Source organism: Winogradskyella vincentii, from assembly GCF_020166345.1.
Classification (GTDB): Bacteria; Bacteroidota; Bacteroidia; order Flavobacteriales; family Flavobacteriaceae; genus Winogradskyella; species Winogradskyella vincentii.
On the sequence record NZ_JAIUJS010000001.1, the window covers coordinates 82,376 to 99,854 of the forward strand.

The following is a 17,479-nucleotide window of genomic DNA, read 5'->3' on the forward strand; positions in this document are numbered from 1 at the left end:
CAAAATTGATGAAACTACAATTCAACAAATATTATCTCGTTTTAGCGCACTCTCTTTTCTTAATAGAAATTGCAATAGCATTTATTATTAAAACTGGTTTTATACGCTATACGCTTGGTGATTTTTTGGTTGTTATTTTATTATATGCAATTATTAGAGGATGTACCAATCTGAAAGTTTGGGTCTCGGCATTGGTCGTCCTCTTAATTGCTTACATTATCGAATTTCTTCAATTATTTCATGTCTTAGCCTACTGTAATTTACAAAATAATCCAACCGCCAATCTAATATTTGGAAGCACATTTCAAATTGGCGACCTACTTGCCTATACACTAGGAATATTATCAGTACTAATTTTTGAACACTATCATGCAAACACTAAAGACACTTATTCTATCAAAATTTAAATCCTTTTACCTGATTAGTATGGCGCTCAGTTTTAGCGTCATTGCTCTAATGATCAGAGTAAAGCTGAATAAATCGTTCTTCTATATCTTTTTAGTTTGGAACGTATTCTTGGCCCTTATACCATATATGATTACGATGTATCTCAATACAAAACATAGCCTAAATTCTTTAAAATTAATGATTTGGGTGTCTGTTTGGATTCTCTTTTTGCCCAATGCACATATATAGTTACAGATTTAATGCACATTAGATTAGGAAATAGTTCCCTGTTGTGGCTAGATATTATTGTAGTTCTTTCTTTTGCAAGTACTGGTTTGCTCCTCTTCTATCTTACAATTATAGACATGCAAAGAATTGTAGCAACAAAATACCCAAGGTTTCCAATTAAAGGACTGACTTATTCCATAATCTTATTAAGTGGGTTTGGTGTATACCTTGGTAGATTTTTACGCTATAACTCTTGGGAAATAATAAGCCAGCCTCAATATCTGCTTTCAGATATTATAGCAATTATAATCAGGCCATTTCAACATTTTGATGCATGGCTGTTCACCTTAGGCTTTGGCAGTTTTTTATTAGTTGGTTTTTGGATATTTAAGGCTATCTATTATTTAAAACCAACCGACCCTTAATCATCTTTATTCAACCTAGGCAATACCTCTTCAGGGAATGGGAACAAAATTGTTGAATTCTTCTCTGCAGCAATATTTGATAAGGTTTGATAGAGCCTTAACTTAATTGCAGATGGTGATTTATCAATCTGTTTACCGGCTTCTAAGAGTTTTCCAGCGGCTTGGTCTTCAGCTTCTGCCAAGATTATTCTAGCACGACGTGAGCGTTCTGCTTCTGCTTGATTGGCCATCATACGTTTCATATTCTCTGGCAACTGGATATCTTTAATTTTTACGTCGATAATTTCAATTCCCCATACCTTGGTTTCCAATTCAACAATAGCCTTTATGTTTTTGCCCATTTCTTCTCGCTTGGACAGAATGGTATCTAGTTCCACCTTACCGCAAACATCTCTTAATGCCGCTTGAGATAATTGTGAAATAGCAAATTGGTATTCTTCAACTTCTAGGACAGCCATTTCAGGATCTATTACCTTAAAAAATACCACACCATCGATACTACATGGTACATTATCTTCGGTCATCACCTCTTGGGAGACAATATTGACCGTAATTACCCTTATATCCACTATCTGAATGGTTTCAACAAGTGGTATAATCCATCTAAAGCCAGGTTTAAGTGTGCCAACATACTTCCCAAATCTAAATTTTAAGGCACGTTTATATTCAAAAACAATACGGATTCCTGCGAAAAGGAAAACGACAATAAATACAGTAAATAATAATGGAGGATTCATAAGACAAGAGTTTACAATTAAACAATAACAGTCTTATAAGTTCGGGTTTAATAGGTAATTAAAAAATGATTTTCATCATGGAGGAATAAGCCTTGTAAAAAGAAACTCTTTCCATTAATTAATGACATTAATTTATTGTAATTGAGCATCATTAAAACTATATATTGATTTATCTATCTAACATGATTTACATCATTGCCTAAAATTATTCTTCTCATTAAATTAAATTTTAACATTAAAGTAAATACGTCATGAAATCTAAACTATTCCTATTGTTTATGGCAATTTCTATAATTCCTAATTGTTTATGGTCTCAGGAATTAAGTAATGGGATTTCCAAGAATTCCTTTTCTGAGTTGAATTTCGGAATTGCATTTTTAACCTCTGTAGAAATTTCTGATGATACTACAATATTTCCAGGAGTCTCATTTCTTTGGGGTACAACCATTATCAATGATAACGACTTTATTGTTGAATATTCTGCCGGGATTGCAATTCCATCAATTATAACAGGAAAGGTTGGTATTGGCAAAAAAATTAACAACACCAAGATAATTTTAGGTGTCAGGCCATACCCTACAAATCTTTATTTGCAATCAAGTTTTACTAATGGTGAAAAAGGTTATTGGACAGTATCATTTGAATATAACCCACTTGATTCTGATATGGGTATTTCATTATATTCAAAGGCTCTGATTACACTAGGATACAGATGGCACTCTAAAAAGAGAAAGTAAATGCCAATGGTAATTGGAACCAAAGCATATTATAAAATTCCAATTACATAGTTATTACTTACCCTCTACATAATCCTGCAGGTAACTGAACCTTTCAGTCAACTTACCGTTTTCAGTAATTTTTGCACGTTTTAGTATTTCTTTTTCGTCATTGTCAAAAAACGATGGCAAAACATGATCAATAAATGTTTCACCAAATCCTTCACTCGCATCCTTTGGCAATTCACAAGGTAGGTTATCTACTGCCATTACAGTAATTGCTCCCTTTGCATCAAAAGCAACTTCAGTCTCAGAAATGGGGTCATAACCGTAAAATGGGTCTTCAATAGTTGATGATCTTATCGTACTGGCAACAGGACCATCGATATCACAGGAAATATCAGCAACTAGATTGATTCTAAAATCTGGGTGCCTTGCATCTTCTCTGGTAAACAAATAAGGTGCATTATTACCGTAAAAGTGACCAGCTATAAAGAAATCTGTTAGTTTGGCATAAGGCATAAAGTTGCTTTCGTAACCTGTTGGATCGTCATAAAATGCCAACCTCTCACCTACTTTACCATCGGTGCGCTTAGCATATTCCATTACATCTACCCGACAATAAACAGGCTCCGTAAATTCAGAAGTTAGGTAAAGTGCATCACTTACCTCCTTTATACCCATATGATCTAGAATTTCTTGTGCACCATTGGCTACTTTACCGGTACCAGACAGTAATATTTTTATGTTAGGCAATTGGACTTGATCCAGCACCTCTTTAACCTCATGTAAATCTGCAAGTGTTTCTACTTTAGGCAAGTGAAACAAACCATCCCTAATTCCAAGTGCCCTAATACCATTATAAGCACCAACCAAACCAGCATAACGACCAAAGCCTATTAATCTATACCCATTAGGCCCAACAATTGTCTCGTGATCATACAACCGTATATTATTATTCAAAATTGCCTTTAATAATTCTCTATTATAAGGTTGCTTTTTAATAGTATGCGAAAAGAAAAAGTAGTCTTTATTAGCAACTAAAAAATCTATAGGAACTTCTTTTACACCAATCATAACATCTGCATCAGAAACATCATCAGTAACTTCAAAACCATATTTTCTATAAGCCTCATCCGTGAACACTCTAATATCTGAAGATTCAATAACAAATTCCGCATCAGGAAATCGTTTTCTAGCCTCGGCTAATGTTTCAGGAGAAAAAACAACACGTCTATCAGGCGGGTTTTTACGTTCTTTTATGATGGCAAATTTCATACTCAAATGTTTTAAAAAACTGACATAACTGTCAGGAAAATAGTCTGGAATAATTTTTGCACGAAAATAACTGGATTTAAGAGGTTGCACAACTTTTTTTGTAACTTCGCTATCCTTTTTTAGATTATCATTTGGGGTCGACTGGTTTTGACAGCGAGATTAATTAAATGGTAAGCACGTCGTGTAATGGCATTGAAACACGTTAAAGGCTAGACCAAATTTTAAACGGCGAGAATAACTACGCTTTAGCTGCATAATCTGAATTATAGTAAGATTGGCCTAGGCTCACAAGGTGAGCAAGCTAAATGTCTCCAGAAAGCCTTGGTTAGTGGCGTTCTATTTAGAGGCATCGTAAAAATTAACTAAGATTGGGTAATGCTTTGATGCCTTTTCGAGATTAAAAAGCTAAGCTGTAAGTAGGCTGTTTTTTGTCAGCTTATGGTCAAAAACCAATAAAAAACTAAACGTGTAGAAAGCTCTTTGGTTACTTGTTTGGACGAGAGTTCGATTCTCTCCGACTCCACAACACTCACAACTGCGTTGTGCATTAAAATAGAAAACCCATCAAGTTCACTTGTTTGGGTTTTGTCTTTTAAAGTACCTGGGTTGTAAATCCAGGCAGTTGTATTTGCAACTTAGGTGTCACTAGAGAACAACAAAGTTAATCTCTCCGACTCCACCACAAAAAACCCTTGTAATTGTACAAGGGTTTTTTTGCAAAATGATTACAAAAAGTTCTATGTTATTAATTAATAAAGAACACTAATTTTCACTTTTTTAAAAGACTAAAAACCTAACAATTACTGCAATAATTTGGGCTTTTTTTTGCTATCTTAGTAGAGAATGATGCATAGATTAAACCATCTTATCTTCTTATTGTTTTTGTGCTGTATATATTCAACCTTGAATGCACAACAATATGGTTATGTTCAATACCATAAAGAGTCAGGAGCACCATTTGACAAGGTAAATACTGTTCTAGAAGATAGCGAAGGATTTGTCTGGATAGGTAGCGATAACGGACTCTACAGGTTTGATGGAATAGGATTTGATTTTTATAGTATACACAACGAAAGTCAAACTATTAATAAACTTCAGCTTTTTGACAATGGGATTGTTTTTGTAAATGATAAAGGTCTTCACCAAATTAAGGGCATTAAAAATCAACCACAAATTGAAACCTTGCTAGAAGGTACAATTAACAAAAAAAGTAATCTTCCTTTTTACCCAAACAACGTCATTGTATCTAAGAACAAAAGTATTTGGTTAAGTAATTCAAATCATGTTATTGGCAAATGGCAAGATGGAAGATATGAATCCCACTCTTTTTCTTCTAGCACAGCAGCACAACAATTAGAGATACAGGAAGATTCAAAGCAAGGCATTTGGATCTTAAGCCCATTAGATGGCTTATTTAAATTAAATAATTCAACCAATAGATTTGAAAAAAAAATAGCAATCAAAAATGCCACCTCTTTATTAATTCAAAATAATCATATACTTGTAGGTAATGAATCATTGCACATTTACACCCTTTCCGGCGGTACTCCAACGCTCCATAAGACTATACCAATTGTTAATGATCAAATAAGTGCTATATATTCTGACAAAGCCAATCAATACTATGTAGGCACAAAAAAGGGAAACCTGTTTAAAATGAAAGACCTCAACAGCCCCTTAAAATCTATTTATGGAGCCAATGAAGCTCATAGAGTTGAAAAATTAGATTTTGGACATATTAACGAAATCTATATGACAACCGATACTAATAGTAACAAAGATAAACTATGGGTTAGCGCATCTTCAGGTTTGTGGTTACTGCAACAACGTTTTTTTAAAACTGTTAATAATTTACCGATGAACAATCCTATTGGTATCTCTATTAACGATAATGGGAAGGCCTGGGCACCAATAAATAATCTATATGAAATCTCACCTCAACAAGATGGTTTTACAGCCAAACCAATTTATAAAAACCTACAAGTTAACTATGTTGCAAATCAAAATGACGGCACACTTTGGGTGACAACAAGCACACCAAAAGTGGAACTGCTAAAATTTGTCAATGATGAAATTACACGGAGATATGACTTCCATGATCGTGGTGAATCTATTTTTAATCTTTATCCAGATAGTAAAGGAAATCTTTGGCTTTGCCAAGCACCAACCGACAAGCCCATAGTTGGAATTGCTCAAGTAAGTAATAATGGTAATGTAAAATATTATGATGAGGCTAAAGGATTTTCTAGTAGAGTACTTTCATTGAAAGAAAGTAATCGCGGCGAAATCTATGCTGCTGGTATTGGTGAAAGAAGTTATTTATATCGTTTTGATCCAGATCTAGATCGTTTTATTAATCTCAGTCCAGAACTTCCGTTCAAAGCTATGCTTAATTTTGAAGCACATGATTTAACTATTGATGATCGCGGTGTCGTTTGGTTAGCAACTACTGATGGGCTCCTACGGTACGATGGTGAGAAAATCTTACTTATTCAAAACGATATTTTAGGTCAAGAAGAAGTTAGAGGTGTTACGCATTATTCAAATGGTAATATTTGGGTAGCTACAGCAACCAAAGGATTGGTATTTCATCAAGGGAATACATCAACCGTATTGGGAGAATCTGAAGGTCTTCCAGCTGTAATTAGCGCTTATAGATGTATCACAACAGACAAAGAAGGGCGTCTATGGGCTGGAACACCAGAAGGGTTAGTCTATTCGCGAATATCAGCTTCAAACTTACCATTTTCTAGCAAACCAAGAATTAGAAAAGCAATAATCGACGGTGATGAATTAATAGAAAATTTTAAAGAGGTTATAGAAATTAAAAAAAATCAACAACTCGAACTTCAGTTTACAAATTTGTCATTCCCTGCAAAAGACGTACAATATCAATCTAGACTACTTCCCAATGAAGATATTGATATATTGTTAGAAGAACAACTATGGCAGTCTAACGGCAACAGCAATACAATTTTGTTAAATGAGATTGAGCCTGGAGACTATTCTTTACAATTGCGAGCAAGACAGCCAGGCGGTTATCAATGGAGCAATCCAATAGAGGTTCAATTATACATTTATACACCTTGGTATGCGCAAAATTGGTTTTATTACGCCATAGCGGTATTTGCACTTACCTTTATTGGTTTCTATTTTAGAGTCTATGCTAAACGACGCTTTGAAAGATTACAAGCAGTTTTGAAATACTCAAATGAAAAATTAGCGAAAAAAGAGGAGCTTCTAAATCAAAAAATTAAAGAATTAGAAGAAAAAGGTGACCAATTAGTCAGTGCTACATCTAATATAGAAACACTAGAGCTTTTTATAAAAGGAATACCCTTTCAAGCATCATGGAATGACATTATTACGGCAATGGGAAAGGCTGTTACACAAACTGCAGACATCAATGCCTTTGAAATTGCTTTTAAAGAGGGTAATGAAATTGTACACAAAGGATATTCGGACCAAGAGCGAAGTGGTTTTACTTTTAGAGCAAAACCCTTTAATCCAAAAACAAGTCTAACCTGTTGGGCAATGGAAAACGATGAAGAGGTGTTGATTAATGATTTTGTAAAAGAACATCCAATATTTATTCAAGAAAAAGATGTTTACAGATTCAACTCTCTACTTTTCATTCCATTTACTTTAGAAAACAATCAACCTGTAGTATTGTGTGCTTATAGTATTAATAAAAATCACTTTGACGAGAACGACCTTATAATGTTTAGAATATTAGCACAATTCATTTATTTATCCATACATAAAGCAATAACAAAGTAACAATGAGACATAAATTTATTTATATAGTAATATTGTTACTGTTTGCTTTAAACAAGGCTCAAGCCAATACCCAAAGTGACACGCTCACTGTAGGCATTTACCAAAACCCTCCTTTTGTAATAACAACAGGAGAAGGAAAATTCGAAGGTTTAAGCATTGAACTTTGGGAAAATATTGCCAATTCTTCAAATCTAAACTTTAAGTATGAATTGCATTCAGATTTTATAAGTATTCTGAAAAGATTAGAATATAATGAGATTGATCTTACTATAAATCCTATGGACGTAAATGATTTAAGAGTTGGTAAGTTTGAAATGACACAACCATTTTCTATTTCTAGTATCGGTGTGGCCATACCTTATTTGAATCGTTCTACATTTTCAGTTTTTGTAAGCAACATTTTTTCGCTAGAATTTTTAGAAATTATTTTAATGCTCATTTTAATAATATTTGTCTTTGGCTTTTTTCTATGGCTGGTTGAAAGAAAGCATAATAAATTTCAATTTAGACCTGGTGTGCTAGGACTTTTTGATGGGTTATGGTGGTCTGCAGTAACCATGACAACAGTTGGTTATGGTGATAAAGCACCAAAATCTAATCTTGGTAAAGCGATAGCAATCATTTGGATGTTTACGGCTGTAATTATTATATCTAGTTTTACGGCTGGGATTGCTTCTACTCTAACTATTTCTGGTTTACAAACCGATATAAAAAATATTGAAGATATTAGATTAGTTGAGGGAATTAGTACAGTAGGGGCTTCGAGTGGCGAATATTATTTAATGGAAGAAAATATTCCTGTAACACAAACTTATGCATCTCCTATTCTTGCTCTTAGAGCAATTGCAAAAAAAGAAAATGACGTTTTATTATATGATAAAACGGTTTTACAATATTACATCAATAGACTTTCCCTAGACGAAAAAGTTAAGCTATTGCCTTTTACTTTAAAGGAGAATTACCAAAGTTTTATGTTGCCTAAAAATCACACTCACTTTGATAAAATTAATGTGGGATTGATGAAAGAAATACAAAAAGAGAATTGGATAGATCTCCAAAGAAAATATGATGTTAAAGGAAAGTAATTTTAAAAATTAAAGTGTTACTGCAATCGAATAGCTAAAGCCCTTGTTGACTCAGCAAGGATTATAAATTATGTAATAAGTCTATCTACAAAATAAATGTAACTTTAGTAGTTCTAAATCAAATCAAAATGCGTTCTCAATCAAAACTATTAATCAATGTTTATTTGCTAATAACATGCTGTTATAATTGCCTTGGCCAAAATGAAAGATTTCAAGCAAACCCAGCTATAACCGACAGTATATATTCAGAAAGTTTAAAAGAATACCGTTCATTCTATATACAATACCCAGATAGATTCGACGCTACCAATAACAACAAATATCCCGTTGCTTTTGTTTTAGATGGTGAGTTTTTAATGCCAACGGTTCATAATTTTCAAGGGTATTATAGTGGTGGCTTCACGCCAGAAATGATCTTAATTGGTGTTTCTAACCTAAAAAACAGAACACGAGACCTAACTACTTCACAGATTACAGAAAGCTATGGTATGCCTTACAATCGAGAAAATGGAAAGGCCAATAATTTTGCTAATTTTATAAGTAAGGAATTAATACCTTATATTGAAAATAAATATCCTGTAACAAATTTCAGAACTTTAATTGGCCATTCATATGGAGGATTATTTACTGTTTACACACTTCTCAATCACCCTGAGTTATTTGCCAATTACGTCGCCATTGATCCAAGTTTAGACTGGGACAACCAAAAATTGATAAATGATGCTAAAGAAATTCTAGCATCCAATAGTTTTGAAGGCAAATCACTTTTTATGTCATTAAACGGACAATTGCATTGGCAGGATCCGAATATCACTATTGATAATGTAATGGAAGATGATACAGGCTCAACTTTATTTGCAAGATCTAATATCACGTTTAGAAAGTTAGTAGAACAAAATCACAGTAATGGATTAAAAATACATTGGAAATTCTATCCTATGGATTTGCACGGAACAATTCAATTTCCATCTGTAAGAGATGGATTGATTTCAATATTTGAGTGGTTTCAAATGGAGAATACCTATAAGATCAACTCCTTCGAAACCTCTAACGATGAATTAACTAAAATCATTAGATACAGAGCTAAAAAACTTCAGGAGCATTTTGGATATGTTGTACCGCCATATCCTGAAGATTTATTGAATATGTCAGGTTATATGAGTATGGATATGGGAAATACAGAACGCGCTAAAATGTACTTTGAATTCGGCATGGAATTTTATCCTAAAAGTGCTAACGCTTATGATTCAATGTCTGAATTTTATGAAAGAAACAAGGATAAAGAGAACGCGTTGAAATTTGCCCAAATGGCTTACAATTTAGACCAAAGTGATTATTATGCAAAAAAAATGGAACGATTAAAAAATGACTAAAAATTATACAGTAGGTCATTTAATTTATGACGCCAGCATCTATGATGGTATGAATACTGACTTGTCAGATTTGCAGTTCTACAAGCGTTGGTTACCAAAAACTAAAGATGCATTAATCCTTGAGTTATGTTGCGGTACTGGCAGACTCACACTACCTATAGCAAAAGAAGGATATAATATTACTGGTGTGGATTTTACAGCTTCCATGTTAGACCAAGCGAAAGTCAAAGCCTCAAATGAAGGTCTTGTAATTAAGTTTATTGAAGCTGATATGAGGTATTTGGATCTGCAGGATAAATTCGACTTAATTTTTATACCATTTAATTCCATACATCATTTATACAAGAACGAAGATGTGTTGAATGCTTTTAATGCGGTTAAAAAACACCTAAAACCAAAGGGTTTATTTATACTAGATTGTTTTAACCCTAATATTCAATTTATTGTTGATGGCGGTAAAGAACTAAAACAGATATCATCTTATATCACGGAAGATGGAAGAAAGGTCGATATAAAAGAAATAATGCACTATGAGAATAAGACTCAAGTAAATCGTATAGAATGGCATTATTATATAAATGGTGAATTCGATTCAGTTCAAAATCTGGATATGCGGATGTTTTATCCGCAAGAATTAAATTCATACCTAGAAATGAGCGGTTTTAATATTTTAAACAAATTTGGAAATTTTAAGGAAGATGAATTTAATGACACTTCCGACAAGCAAATATTTGTTTGTCAATTAGCTTGATTTTAGTTTTCATATAGCTCACCAAAACATTAATCAACTACTTAAATTAATGTCACTAGAAATTATAAACCATAATGGAAATCAGAACTTTAAAAGGGGTAAGTGAAAAAGAAATCACAAGGGTTTTTAACGAATCTTTCTCTGATTATTTCATTCCACTTCAATTTACCGAAGAACAACTAAGTTCAAAATTGAAAGCAGATAAAACTGATCTCAGCTTGTCAGTTGGTAGTTTTGTCAATGGTAATTTAATTGCTTTCATTCTTCATGGTTTTGATAGTATTAATAATGAAAATGTGGTTTATAATGGAGGAACGGGAGTTGTTCCAAAACACAGAGGTTTAGGGCTTACTAAACAAATGTATCAATTCATTTTACCCATTTTAAAAGGTAAAGGTGTAAATAAACTAATACTAGAGGTCATAGATGAAAACGTTCAAGCCATTAAGTCTTACGAAAAATCTGGTTTTAATATCACAAGGCATTTGGCATGTTATAATGGAGAAGCAACTATTTCTGATATTAATGATTGTATAGAAGTCTCCAAACTTGATCATTACGATTGGAAACAACTAGAATCCTTTTGGGATATACTGCCTACTTGGCAAAACTCCACACGAGTGGTGAACGAATTAAAATCTACCAATATTTCATTAGGTGCTTATGTCAATAAACAATTAGTAGGTTATGTCATTTACAATCCAACTAACAATCGTATACAACAAATAGCAGTGAAGAAAGATCAGAGAAAAAAAGGTGTTGCTTCTACTCTAGTTAGCGAATTAAAGAAAAGCTATGGAAATACATTCTACGCAATTAATGTAGATAAAAGTCATACTGTAGCTAACCAATATTTTAATACTATTGGACTAAAGAACATATTAGAACAATATGAGATGGAATTAATCTTAAGTTAATTTAAATGGTATAAGCAATTCAACTTTAATTTAGCTCTTCTTCGTCTAAAAATGTTATAGAAATAAGTTTAATTAAACTCAAAACTATGAGAGTATATCTATATATTATTTTAATCGCTTCATTCACTTACTCATGTAATGAAAAGGTAGAATTTGACATAGAAAAAGAAAGAGAAGAGATTTTAAAATTGCATAATCAACAACGGGATAATCACTTTAACAAAGACTCAATTGCTTTCGCTAATCAACTTTCAGATAATTTTATTTCTGTTAATAGAGGCAAAATTACCATGCCTACAAAAGAGGAAAACATTAAGCGCTATAACAGTTACTTTAGTTCAGTCAATTTTGTGAAATGGGATGACGTATCTGATCCTATAATTAGATTTTCTGAAGATGGCAGCCTAGCCTATACGATTGTAAATAAAATAGTAGAAGTAACTTATAAGGATGACGATGGTAATACGAGCAACAGTGCAACCCATTTTGCATGGACAGCCATATATAAAAAATATAATGGTGAATGGAAAACTGATTGTGTAACATCTACACAAATACCCTCTGAATAAAAATAAATATTAGACTAAAGTAAAGGGTGAAAAACTTATTGTTTTTCGACCTCTTTTAACCTAAATGTTGCATAGACAAAATCAATTTTCTTAGTAAATTCTTCAAGTTCAATTGCGCCATCTTCATTCGTATCTAAACCATAAAACCTCAATTTTGCATTTATAGGTTTACCCAATTTATCTTTTTTACCTTCATAATAAGTCTGTAATTCTTCTAGACTTATTTTGTAATTTTTATCTAAATCCAATTCAAAGAATAAGCTGATTCGTTGATTAACATAATCTTCATCAGACGTGGTTGGTTCTGCAACCGGGTCAGCACCTCCCACTTCCGATCTGTTTGATTTTAATTTTTCATAACCTAATTTCATATCTGGTTTAGACATGATCTCCTCCATACTTATTTCATCATCCTCATTAGCATCTAAGGCATAGAAAATCAACTTGCCATTAATTAACTCACCAGTAATATTATCAATCTTTCCTTCATTAAAATCCACCATTTCATCAAGTGTTATCTTACCATCCTTGTCAGTATCAATTCTAGTGAATTTTGCAATTGCCTTTTCACTTTTACTCAAATTTTCTTCGATGCTAACTACCTCTTGATAACGTTCTGGATACTGCCAGCGTTCTCTATATTCAGTTGCTAATTTAAAATCAGGCCCTTTGACATATTCATTCAGTGTTATGATACTATTTCTATTAGCATCAAAAGCATAGAATAACCGTTTGGCATCAATAGGTTCGCCAAAGGTATTAAGTTTGCCTCTGTAAAATGTGCGCATTTCACGATTGGTTATCACCTCATTACCATCAGCATCAATGGTGTTGAATAAAACAGTACGTTGTTCAGTAGTGTCTTGAGCCATGATAAATGACCCTATAAAAAAGAATGTAGCTTTAAGTAGGTTTGTTAAAACTTTCATCACAATTGTATCTTATTTATTTTACTAATATACACTTATTTTAATATCTATAAATTCTAATGATTATTAAAGGTTTAACATTCATTAATAGATAATGCTATTCTTTTGTTAAAAGGACCTATAAATTTTATAATACGTTGATATTGTGTATCTTAAATAAGTCAACATATTAAATCAAAAAAAGAAACTATGAAATTTATTAAAGAAGAAAAGGAAAAAAGAAGAGATTATATATTTCAAAAAGATACAATTACAAAGTATGTTGCTGCGTTTGTAACGAGTGTACTCATTATGCTGATAGCAGTTGTAGCTAGTACTTATGATACTTTAGCACATTTCTAGAATTAAATTAACCGCCAATTATAGCCCAGCTTTTGTGTAAAAGTTGGTTTTTTTATCTTTCTCCTTAACACAATTTTGTAAGGCTTTTGACAATACTTCGACTATCTTTACACATTCAAAAAAAGCATATTTATTAACTAAAAACGAAAGGAATCAAAACGTATGCTAACTTGGAAAGATGTTATAAATTTTTCGGTTAACGGAAATCCAACTCCAGACAGAAGAGTTGAAAAAACAGAATCAGAATGGAGTGCTCAACTCACTCCAGAACAGTTTAGAATTACAAGACAAAAAGGTACAGAAAGACCACATAGTGGAGCACTTTGTAGTATCTATGACGAAGGCAAATACAACTGTGTTTGCTGTAATACGCCTTTGTTTGATAGTACAATAAAATTTAGTTCAGGAACAGGTTGGCCAAGTTTTACTCAGCCTATAAAGGAGAATTCAATTAAATACGAGAAAGACTCCTCTTATGGAATGGTACGAGTGGAAGTAATGTGCAATACCTGCGATGGACATTTAGGGCATGTTTTCCCGGATGGACCAGAACCAAGTGGATTGCGCTATTGCATAAATTCAGAGTCAATGACATTAGATAAGGAGATTGCTTAATGGATCACAGAAATTTACAGGTTGCCACAGTTGGCGGAGGATGTTTTTGGTGTACGGAAGCAGTTTTTCAAGAAGTTAAAGGTGTTGAAAAAGTAGTTTCTGGTTATTCTGGTGGTAACGCACCTGGGAAACCAACCTATAGAGAAATATGCTCTGGATTGACTGGTCATGCCGAAGTGATTCAAATCACCTTTGATGCGAGTGTGATTACGTATGAGGATATTATCATAATATTTATGACTACGCACGATCCTACTACATTAAATAGACAAGGCGCAGATCGTGGTACGCAATATCGTTCGGTAATTTTTTACCATAGCGAAGAGCAGAAGAAAATTTCAGAAACTGTAGTCAATGAATTGGGCAAATATTATGAAGACCCAATAGTTACTGAAATTACAGAAGCCTCAACATTTTATGAAGCTGAAGAAGAGCATCAAAATTATTATAGAAATAATCAGCAACAAGGGTATTGTAGTTTTGTGATTACACCAAAACTTATGAAGCTGAGAAAACTCCATGCTGATAAGCTTAAAAGCGCTTAATCAAATTTTAAATTTAAATTTCACTAGGGCGATTCTGAAAATGAATTGCCTTGAGTGACTATTGAAAAAAGAAAGGACAAAGACAATGTCAAATCAAATAGAAAAACAAGTATTTAAAGCACCAGAATTTAATGTCAATCGGTGGATTGATGCTAACGGCTACAAAACAGAACCTATAAAACTTTCAGACTATAAAGGAAAGTTTAAAATAGTGTATTGTTTTCAAAGTTGGTGTCCTGGTTGCCACAGTAAAGGATTACCAGATTTAAAAATGATGGTTGAAGCATTAGAAGATAATGACAATATCGCATTTTTAGCAGTTCAAACCGTTTTTGAAGGTCATAGTTCTAACACTTTTGAGAAAATGGTAGAGACCCAAAAGCGATACGAATTAAAAATTCCTTTTGGACATGATGCTGGTAATGACGGCAATTCACGCTCTAATATTATGACTAATTACCAAACAGGTGGTACACCCTGGTTTATTTTTATAGACAAATATGATAATGTAGTTTATAGTGATTTTCATTTAAATCCTGAGGCTGCAATTGAGTTTTTAAAAACAATTAAATAGATGGCCTTAAACATTAAACTTTATGGCACCGAGAGGTGCCATAAAACACAACACTATAAAACCTATCTAAACCAAAAAGGATTAGATTATTCTTTTTTAGATGTTGAGCAAAATGAGTTATTTGCCGAAGAATTAAAAAGTTTATATCAAAATAGAAAACTTAATTTCCCAACAATCACAATTGGTGAAAAGAAATTAAGAAACCCAACAGAAAAGGAACTCGAAAAATGGTTAGAAAAAACAAAATAGCTTTTGGCGGAGGATGTCACTGGTGTACAGAAGCCGTTTTTCAATCCTTAAAGGGTGTTAATAGAGTTGAGCAGGGCTATGTTGCTTCAATTAACGAGAATAGTGCTTTTTCAGAAGCAGTAATTGTTCATTATAATCCTGAAATTATATCGCTTCAAACATTGATTGAAATTCATTTGCATACGCACAAAAGTACCTCAGCGCACTCTATGAGAGAAAAGTACCGTTCTGCGATATATACTTTTTCGGAAAAACAATATAATCATGCAATTCAAATTTTGAGCGAATTTCAGTCTGAGTTTAAGAATAAACTAATAACAAGAGTGTATCCCTTTTCAGAATTTAAAGCCTCACGTGAGGCTATTCAGAATTATTATAAAAAAAATCCTGATAAACCATTTTGTGAACGTTTTATAAACCCTAAATTAGAACTTCTACTAAATAAATTTAACAATCAAGTCAATAAAGACTATATAATTTCAACTTAAAAATGAAAATACTAGAATCAATTAAGAATTACTTCGGTAAGAAAATAAATAATGAACCAACTGGTGAAGCACCAGAAGGTATTTGCCCAAATTGCTGGGGTAAACAAGAATGGGAAGGTGAATTCTATGAATTTATGAAAGGTAGTAAAAACGAAAAACGCAATGAAACGTACAATAACTTCATTAATAAAATTGTAGAAAGCAACATAGATGGAATTGCCATACAAAAAGACTCCTACACATGCAAGACTTGTAATATAAACTTTGCTTAAAAGGACTAAATGAGTAAAACGAAAATCGGATTAGGATTAGCCGCACTTGGCAGACCTGACTACATTAATATAAGGTCTAACACTAATGTAGATAAATCTATTGAAGCGTTTAAAAGCAATACATTAAAAATCCTTGATGAGAGTTATGCTCTTGGTTTGAGAGATTTTGATGTGGCCCCATCTTATGGGTTAGGTGAGCAATTCTTGTTAGAATGGAATAAAACAAGAAATCATTCAGATGTGAATCTCTCAACAAAATTCGGTTACACTTATGTTGCTAATTGGAAAATTGGATTTGAAGGGAAACATGAAATTAAAGAACATTCTTTAACGAAACTTAACGAGCAATGGGAAACATCGAAAGCCCTTCTACCAAATCTTAAAATCTATCAGATCCATTCTGCAACGCTGGAAAGCGGTGTTTTAGAAAACAGGGATGTATTATCTCGATTAGATGAACTAAAACAAAAACATCAATTAAAAATTGGAATTACTTCTAGTGGAACAGAACAAGTAAAAATTATCCATAATGCCAAGAATGTCAATGTCAATGGGAAACCACTTTTTGACAGTTACCAAGTAACATTCAATATTTTTGAACAATCTTGTTATAAGATTTTAAAACAATTATTAAAAGAAGATAAAACCGTTATCATTAAAGAAGCATTGGCTAATGGTCGGGTTTTTAGAAATAATCGTTTCAAAAATCATTTGGCCACTTATGATTATCTAGAAACACTTGCAGTAAAATACAAAGTTTCGAGTGATGCTATTGCATTACGCTTTATTATGGACAATCTTGAACCAACTTTGATATTAAGTGGTGCTTCAAATACAGAACAATTAAAACAAAACATAAAGGCTTTAAACTTTGATTTAGATGAAATTGAAACTTCAAAATTAGAATCATTTAAAGTGTCACCACAGCAATATTGGCAAGAAAGAAGTAACTTAGATTGGAATTAGAATTAAATGATACGACTTTATATTATTGGCATTGCCATTCTTATTATTGCGATTCTGGCAAATGGCATAATTTTAAAATTAGGCATTAAGTCTTGGTATGATTTTATTGCCCTTCTCAACCATGAAGGCAGTTCAGCGTTTCGCCAACTAAGCATATTAGACTACCTATGGTTGTTTATTGGCTATCCATTAGTCTTAGGTTGTGGGTTTTGGATTGGTGACTCAATCCATAAATTAATAAAAAACTAAAAGT

The 17,479-nt window shown here is 32.7% G+C and carries 20 protein-coding genes, 1 other RNA gene and 1 pseudogene; 19 read left to right on the forward strand and 3 right to left on the reverse strand.

Annotated elements, in window-relative coordinates; translation table 11 throughout:
- The first annotated feature begins 8 nt into the window (after positions 1–8).
- Both LBV24_RS00360 and LBV24_RS00365 read left to right on the forward strand, forming a co-directional pair.
- Positions 9–407 carry a ribosomal maturation YjgA family protein gene (locus LBV24_RS00360; RefSeq protein ID WP_224476622.1) on the forward strand — a complete coding sequence of 133 codons (399 nt, stop codon included), beginning with the start codon at positions 9–11 and terminating at the stop codon, positions 405–407.
- Between the two features lie 136 nt (positions 408–543).
- Positions 544–1,040, forward strand: a pseudogene (locus LBV24_RS00365) (DUF1361 domain-containing protein).
- Here LBV24_RS00365 and LBV24_RS00370 read toward each other — a convergent pair.
- Positions 1,037–1,777 carry a slipin family protein gene (locus tag LBV24_RS00370; RefSeq protein ID WP_224476623.1) on the reverse strand — a complete coding sequence of 247 codons (741 nt, stop codon included), beginning with the start codon at positions 1,775–1,777 and terminating at the stop codon, positions 1,037–1,039. The pseudogene LBV24_RS00365 and the gene LBV24_RS00370 overlap by 4 nt on opposite strands.
- Positions 1,778–2,028: 251 nt before the next feature.
- Here LBV24_RS00370 and LBV24_RS00375 point away from each other — a divergent pair, with 251 nt between their 5' ends.
- Positions 2,029–2,514, forward strand: coding sequence for a hypothetical protein (locus LBV24_RS00375; protein ID WP_224476624.1), 486 nt, complete (start codon positions 2,029–2,031; stop codon positions 2,512–2,514).
- Positions 2,515–2,568: 54 nt separating this feature from the next.
- Here LBV24_RS00375 and LBV24_RS00380 read toward each other — a convergent pair whose 3' ends face one another.
- Positions 2,569–3,771: an NAD(P)-dependent oxidoreductase gene (locus LBV24_RS00380; RefSeq protein ID WP_224476625.1), complete on the reverse strand. Its 1,203-nt coding sequence runs from the start codon at positions 3,769–3,771 to the stop codon at positions 2,569–2,571.
- A gap of 133 nt (positions 3,772–3,904) precedes the next feature.
- Between LBV24_RS00380 and ssrA the strand changes: the two genes are divergently transcribed.
- The 7 genes from ssrA (at position 3,905) to LBV24_RS00415 (ending at position 12,246) form a co-directional block, all read left to right on the forward strand.
- Positions 3,905–4,297, forward strand: a transfer-messenger RNA (tmRNA) gene (gene ssrA, locus LBV24_RS00385).
- Positions 4,298–4,674: 377 nt separating this feature from the next.
- Positions 4,675–7,551, forward strand: coding sequence for a ligand-binding sensor domain-containing protein (locus LBV24_RS00390; protein ID WP_224476626.1), 2,877 nt, complete (start codon positions 4,675–4,677; stop codon positions 7,549–7,551).
- 2 nt (positions 7,552–7,553) lie between these two features.
- Complete coding sequence (locus LBV24_RS00395) at positions 7,554–8,636, forward strand: ion channel (protein WP_224476627.1); 1,083 nt, start codon at positions 7,554–7,556, stop codon at positions 8,634–8,636.
- Positions 8,637–8,764: 128 nt separating this feature from the next.
- Entirely contained in the window at positions 8,765–10,009 is a 1,245-nt protein-coding gene (locus LBV24_RS00400; protein ID WP_224476628.1) for an alpha/beta hydrolase-fold protein, read from the forward strand.
- Positions 10,002–10,760 carry a class I SAM-dependent methyltransferase gene (locus LBV24_RS00405; RefSeq protein ID WP_224476629.1) on the forward strand — a complete coding sequence of 253 codons (759 nt, stop codon included), beginning with the start codon at positions 10,002–10,004 and terminating at the stop codon, positions 10,758–10,760. The genes LBV24_RS00400 and LBV24_RS00405 overlap by 8 nt, the downstream gene beginning before the upstream one ends.
- 74 nt (positions 10,761–10,834) lie before the next feature.
- A complete protein-coding gene (locus LBV24_RS00410; protein WP_224476630.1) occupies positions 10,835–11,677 on the forward strand; it encodes a GNAT family N-acetyltransferase in 843 nt (280 codons plus the stop codon).
- Between the two features lie 86 nt (positions 11,678–11,763).
- A complete protein-coding gene (locus tag LBV24_RS00415) occupies positions 11,764–12,246 on the forward strand; it encodes a nuclear transport factor 2 family protein (RefSeq protein WP_224476631.1) in 483 nt (160 codons plus the stop codon).
- A gap of 35 nt (positions 12,247–12,281) precedes the next feature.
- Here LBV24_RS00415 and LBV24_RS00420 read toward each other — a convergent pair whose 3' ends face one another.
- Positions 12,282–13,175, reverse strand: a complete 894-nt coding sequence (locus tag LBV24_RS00420; protein WP_224476632.1) for an EF-hand domain-containing protein — start codon at positions 13,173–13,175, stop codon at positions 12,282–12,284.
- A 189-nt stretch (positions 13,176–13,364) separates the two neighbouring features.
- Between LBV24_RS00420 and LBV24_RS00425 the strand changes: the two genes are divergently transcribed.
- The 9 genes from LBV24_RS00425 to LBV24_RS00465 all read left to right on the forward strand — a co-directional run bounded on the left by LBV24_RS00425 (position 13,365) and on the right by LBV24_RS00465 (position 17,475).
- Positions 13,365–13,517, forward strand: coding sequence for a hypothetical protein (locus tag LBV24_RS00425; protein WP_224476633.1), 153 nt, complete (start codon positions 13,365–13,367; stop codon positions 13,515–13,517).
- 162 nt (positions 13,518–13,679) lie between these two features.
- Positions 13,680–14,132 (forward strand): peptide-methionine (R)-S-oxide reductase MsrB, encoded by a 453-nt coding sequence (msrB, locus tag LBV24_RS00430; RefSeq protein WP_224476634.1) that lies wholly within the window; start codon positions 13,680–13,682, stop codon positions 14,130–14,132.
- Positions 14,132–14,677, forward strand: a complete 546-nt coding sequence (msrA, locus tag LBV24_RS00435; RefSeq protein ID WP_224476635.1) for a peptide-methionine (S)-S-oxide reductase MsrA — start codon at positions 14,132–14,134, stop codon at positions 14,675–14,677. The genes msrB and msrA overlap by 1 nt, the downstream gene beginning before the upstream one ends.
- Before the next feature lie 85 nt (positions 14,678–14,762).
- Positions 14,763–15,251 (forward strand): peroxiredoxin family protein, encoded by a 489-nt coding sequence (locus LBV24_RS00440; protein ID WP_224476636.1) that lies wholly within the window; start codon positions 14,763–14,765, stop codon positions 15,249–15,251.
- Positions 15,252–15,500: a glutaredoxin family protein gene (locus tag LBV24_RS00445; RefSeq protein WP_224476637.1), complete on the forward strand. Its 249-nt coding sequence runs from the start codon at positions 15,252–15,254 to the stop codon at positions 15,498–15,500.
- Positions 15,479–15,988 (forward strand): peptide-methionine (S)-S-oxide reductase, encoded by a 510-nt coding sequence (locus LBV24_RS00450; RefSeq protein WP_224476638.1) that lies wholly within the window; start codon positions 15,479–15,481, stop codon positions 15,986–15,988. Before LBV24_RS00445 ends, LBV24_RS00450 begins: the two co-directional genes overlap by 22 nt.
- 2 nt (positions 15,989–15,990) lie before the next feature.
- Positions 15,991–16,260, forward strand: coding sequence for a hypothetical protein (locus LBV24_RS00455; protein WP_224476639.1), 270 nt, complete (start codon positions 15,991–15,993; stop codon positions 16,258–16,260).
- Positions 16,261–16,269: 9 nt separating this feature from the next.
- Positions 16,270–17,226, forward strand: coding sequence for an aldo/keto reductase (locus tag LBV24_RS00460; protein ID WP_224476640.1), 957 nt, complete (start codon positions 16,270–16,272; stop codon positions 17,224–17,226).
- Between the two features lie 6 nt (positions 17,227–17,232).
- A complete protein-coding gene (locus LBV24_RS00465; protein WP_224476641.1) occupies positions 17,233–17,475 on the forward strand; it encodes a DUF7672 family protein in 243 nt (80 codons plus the stop codon).
- The last annotated feature ends 4 nt before the right edge of the window (positions 17,476–17,479 follow it).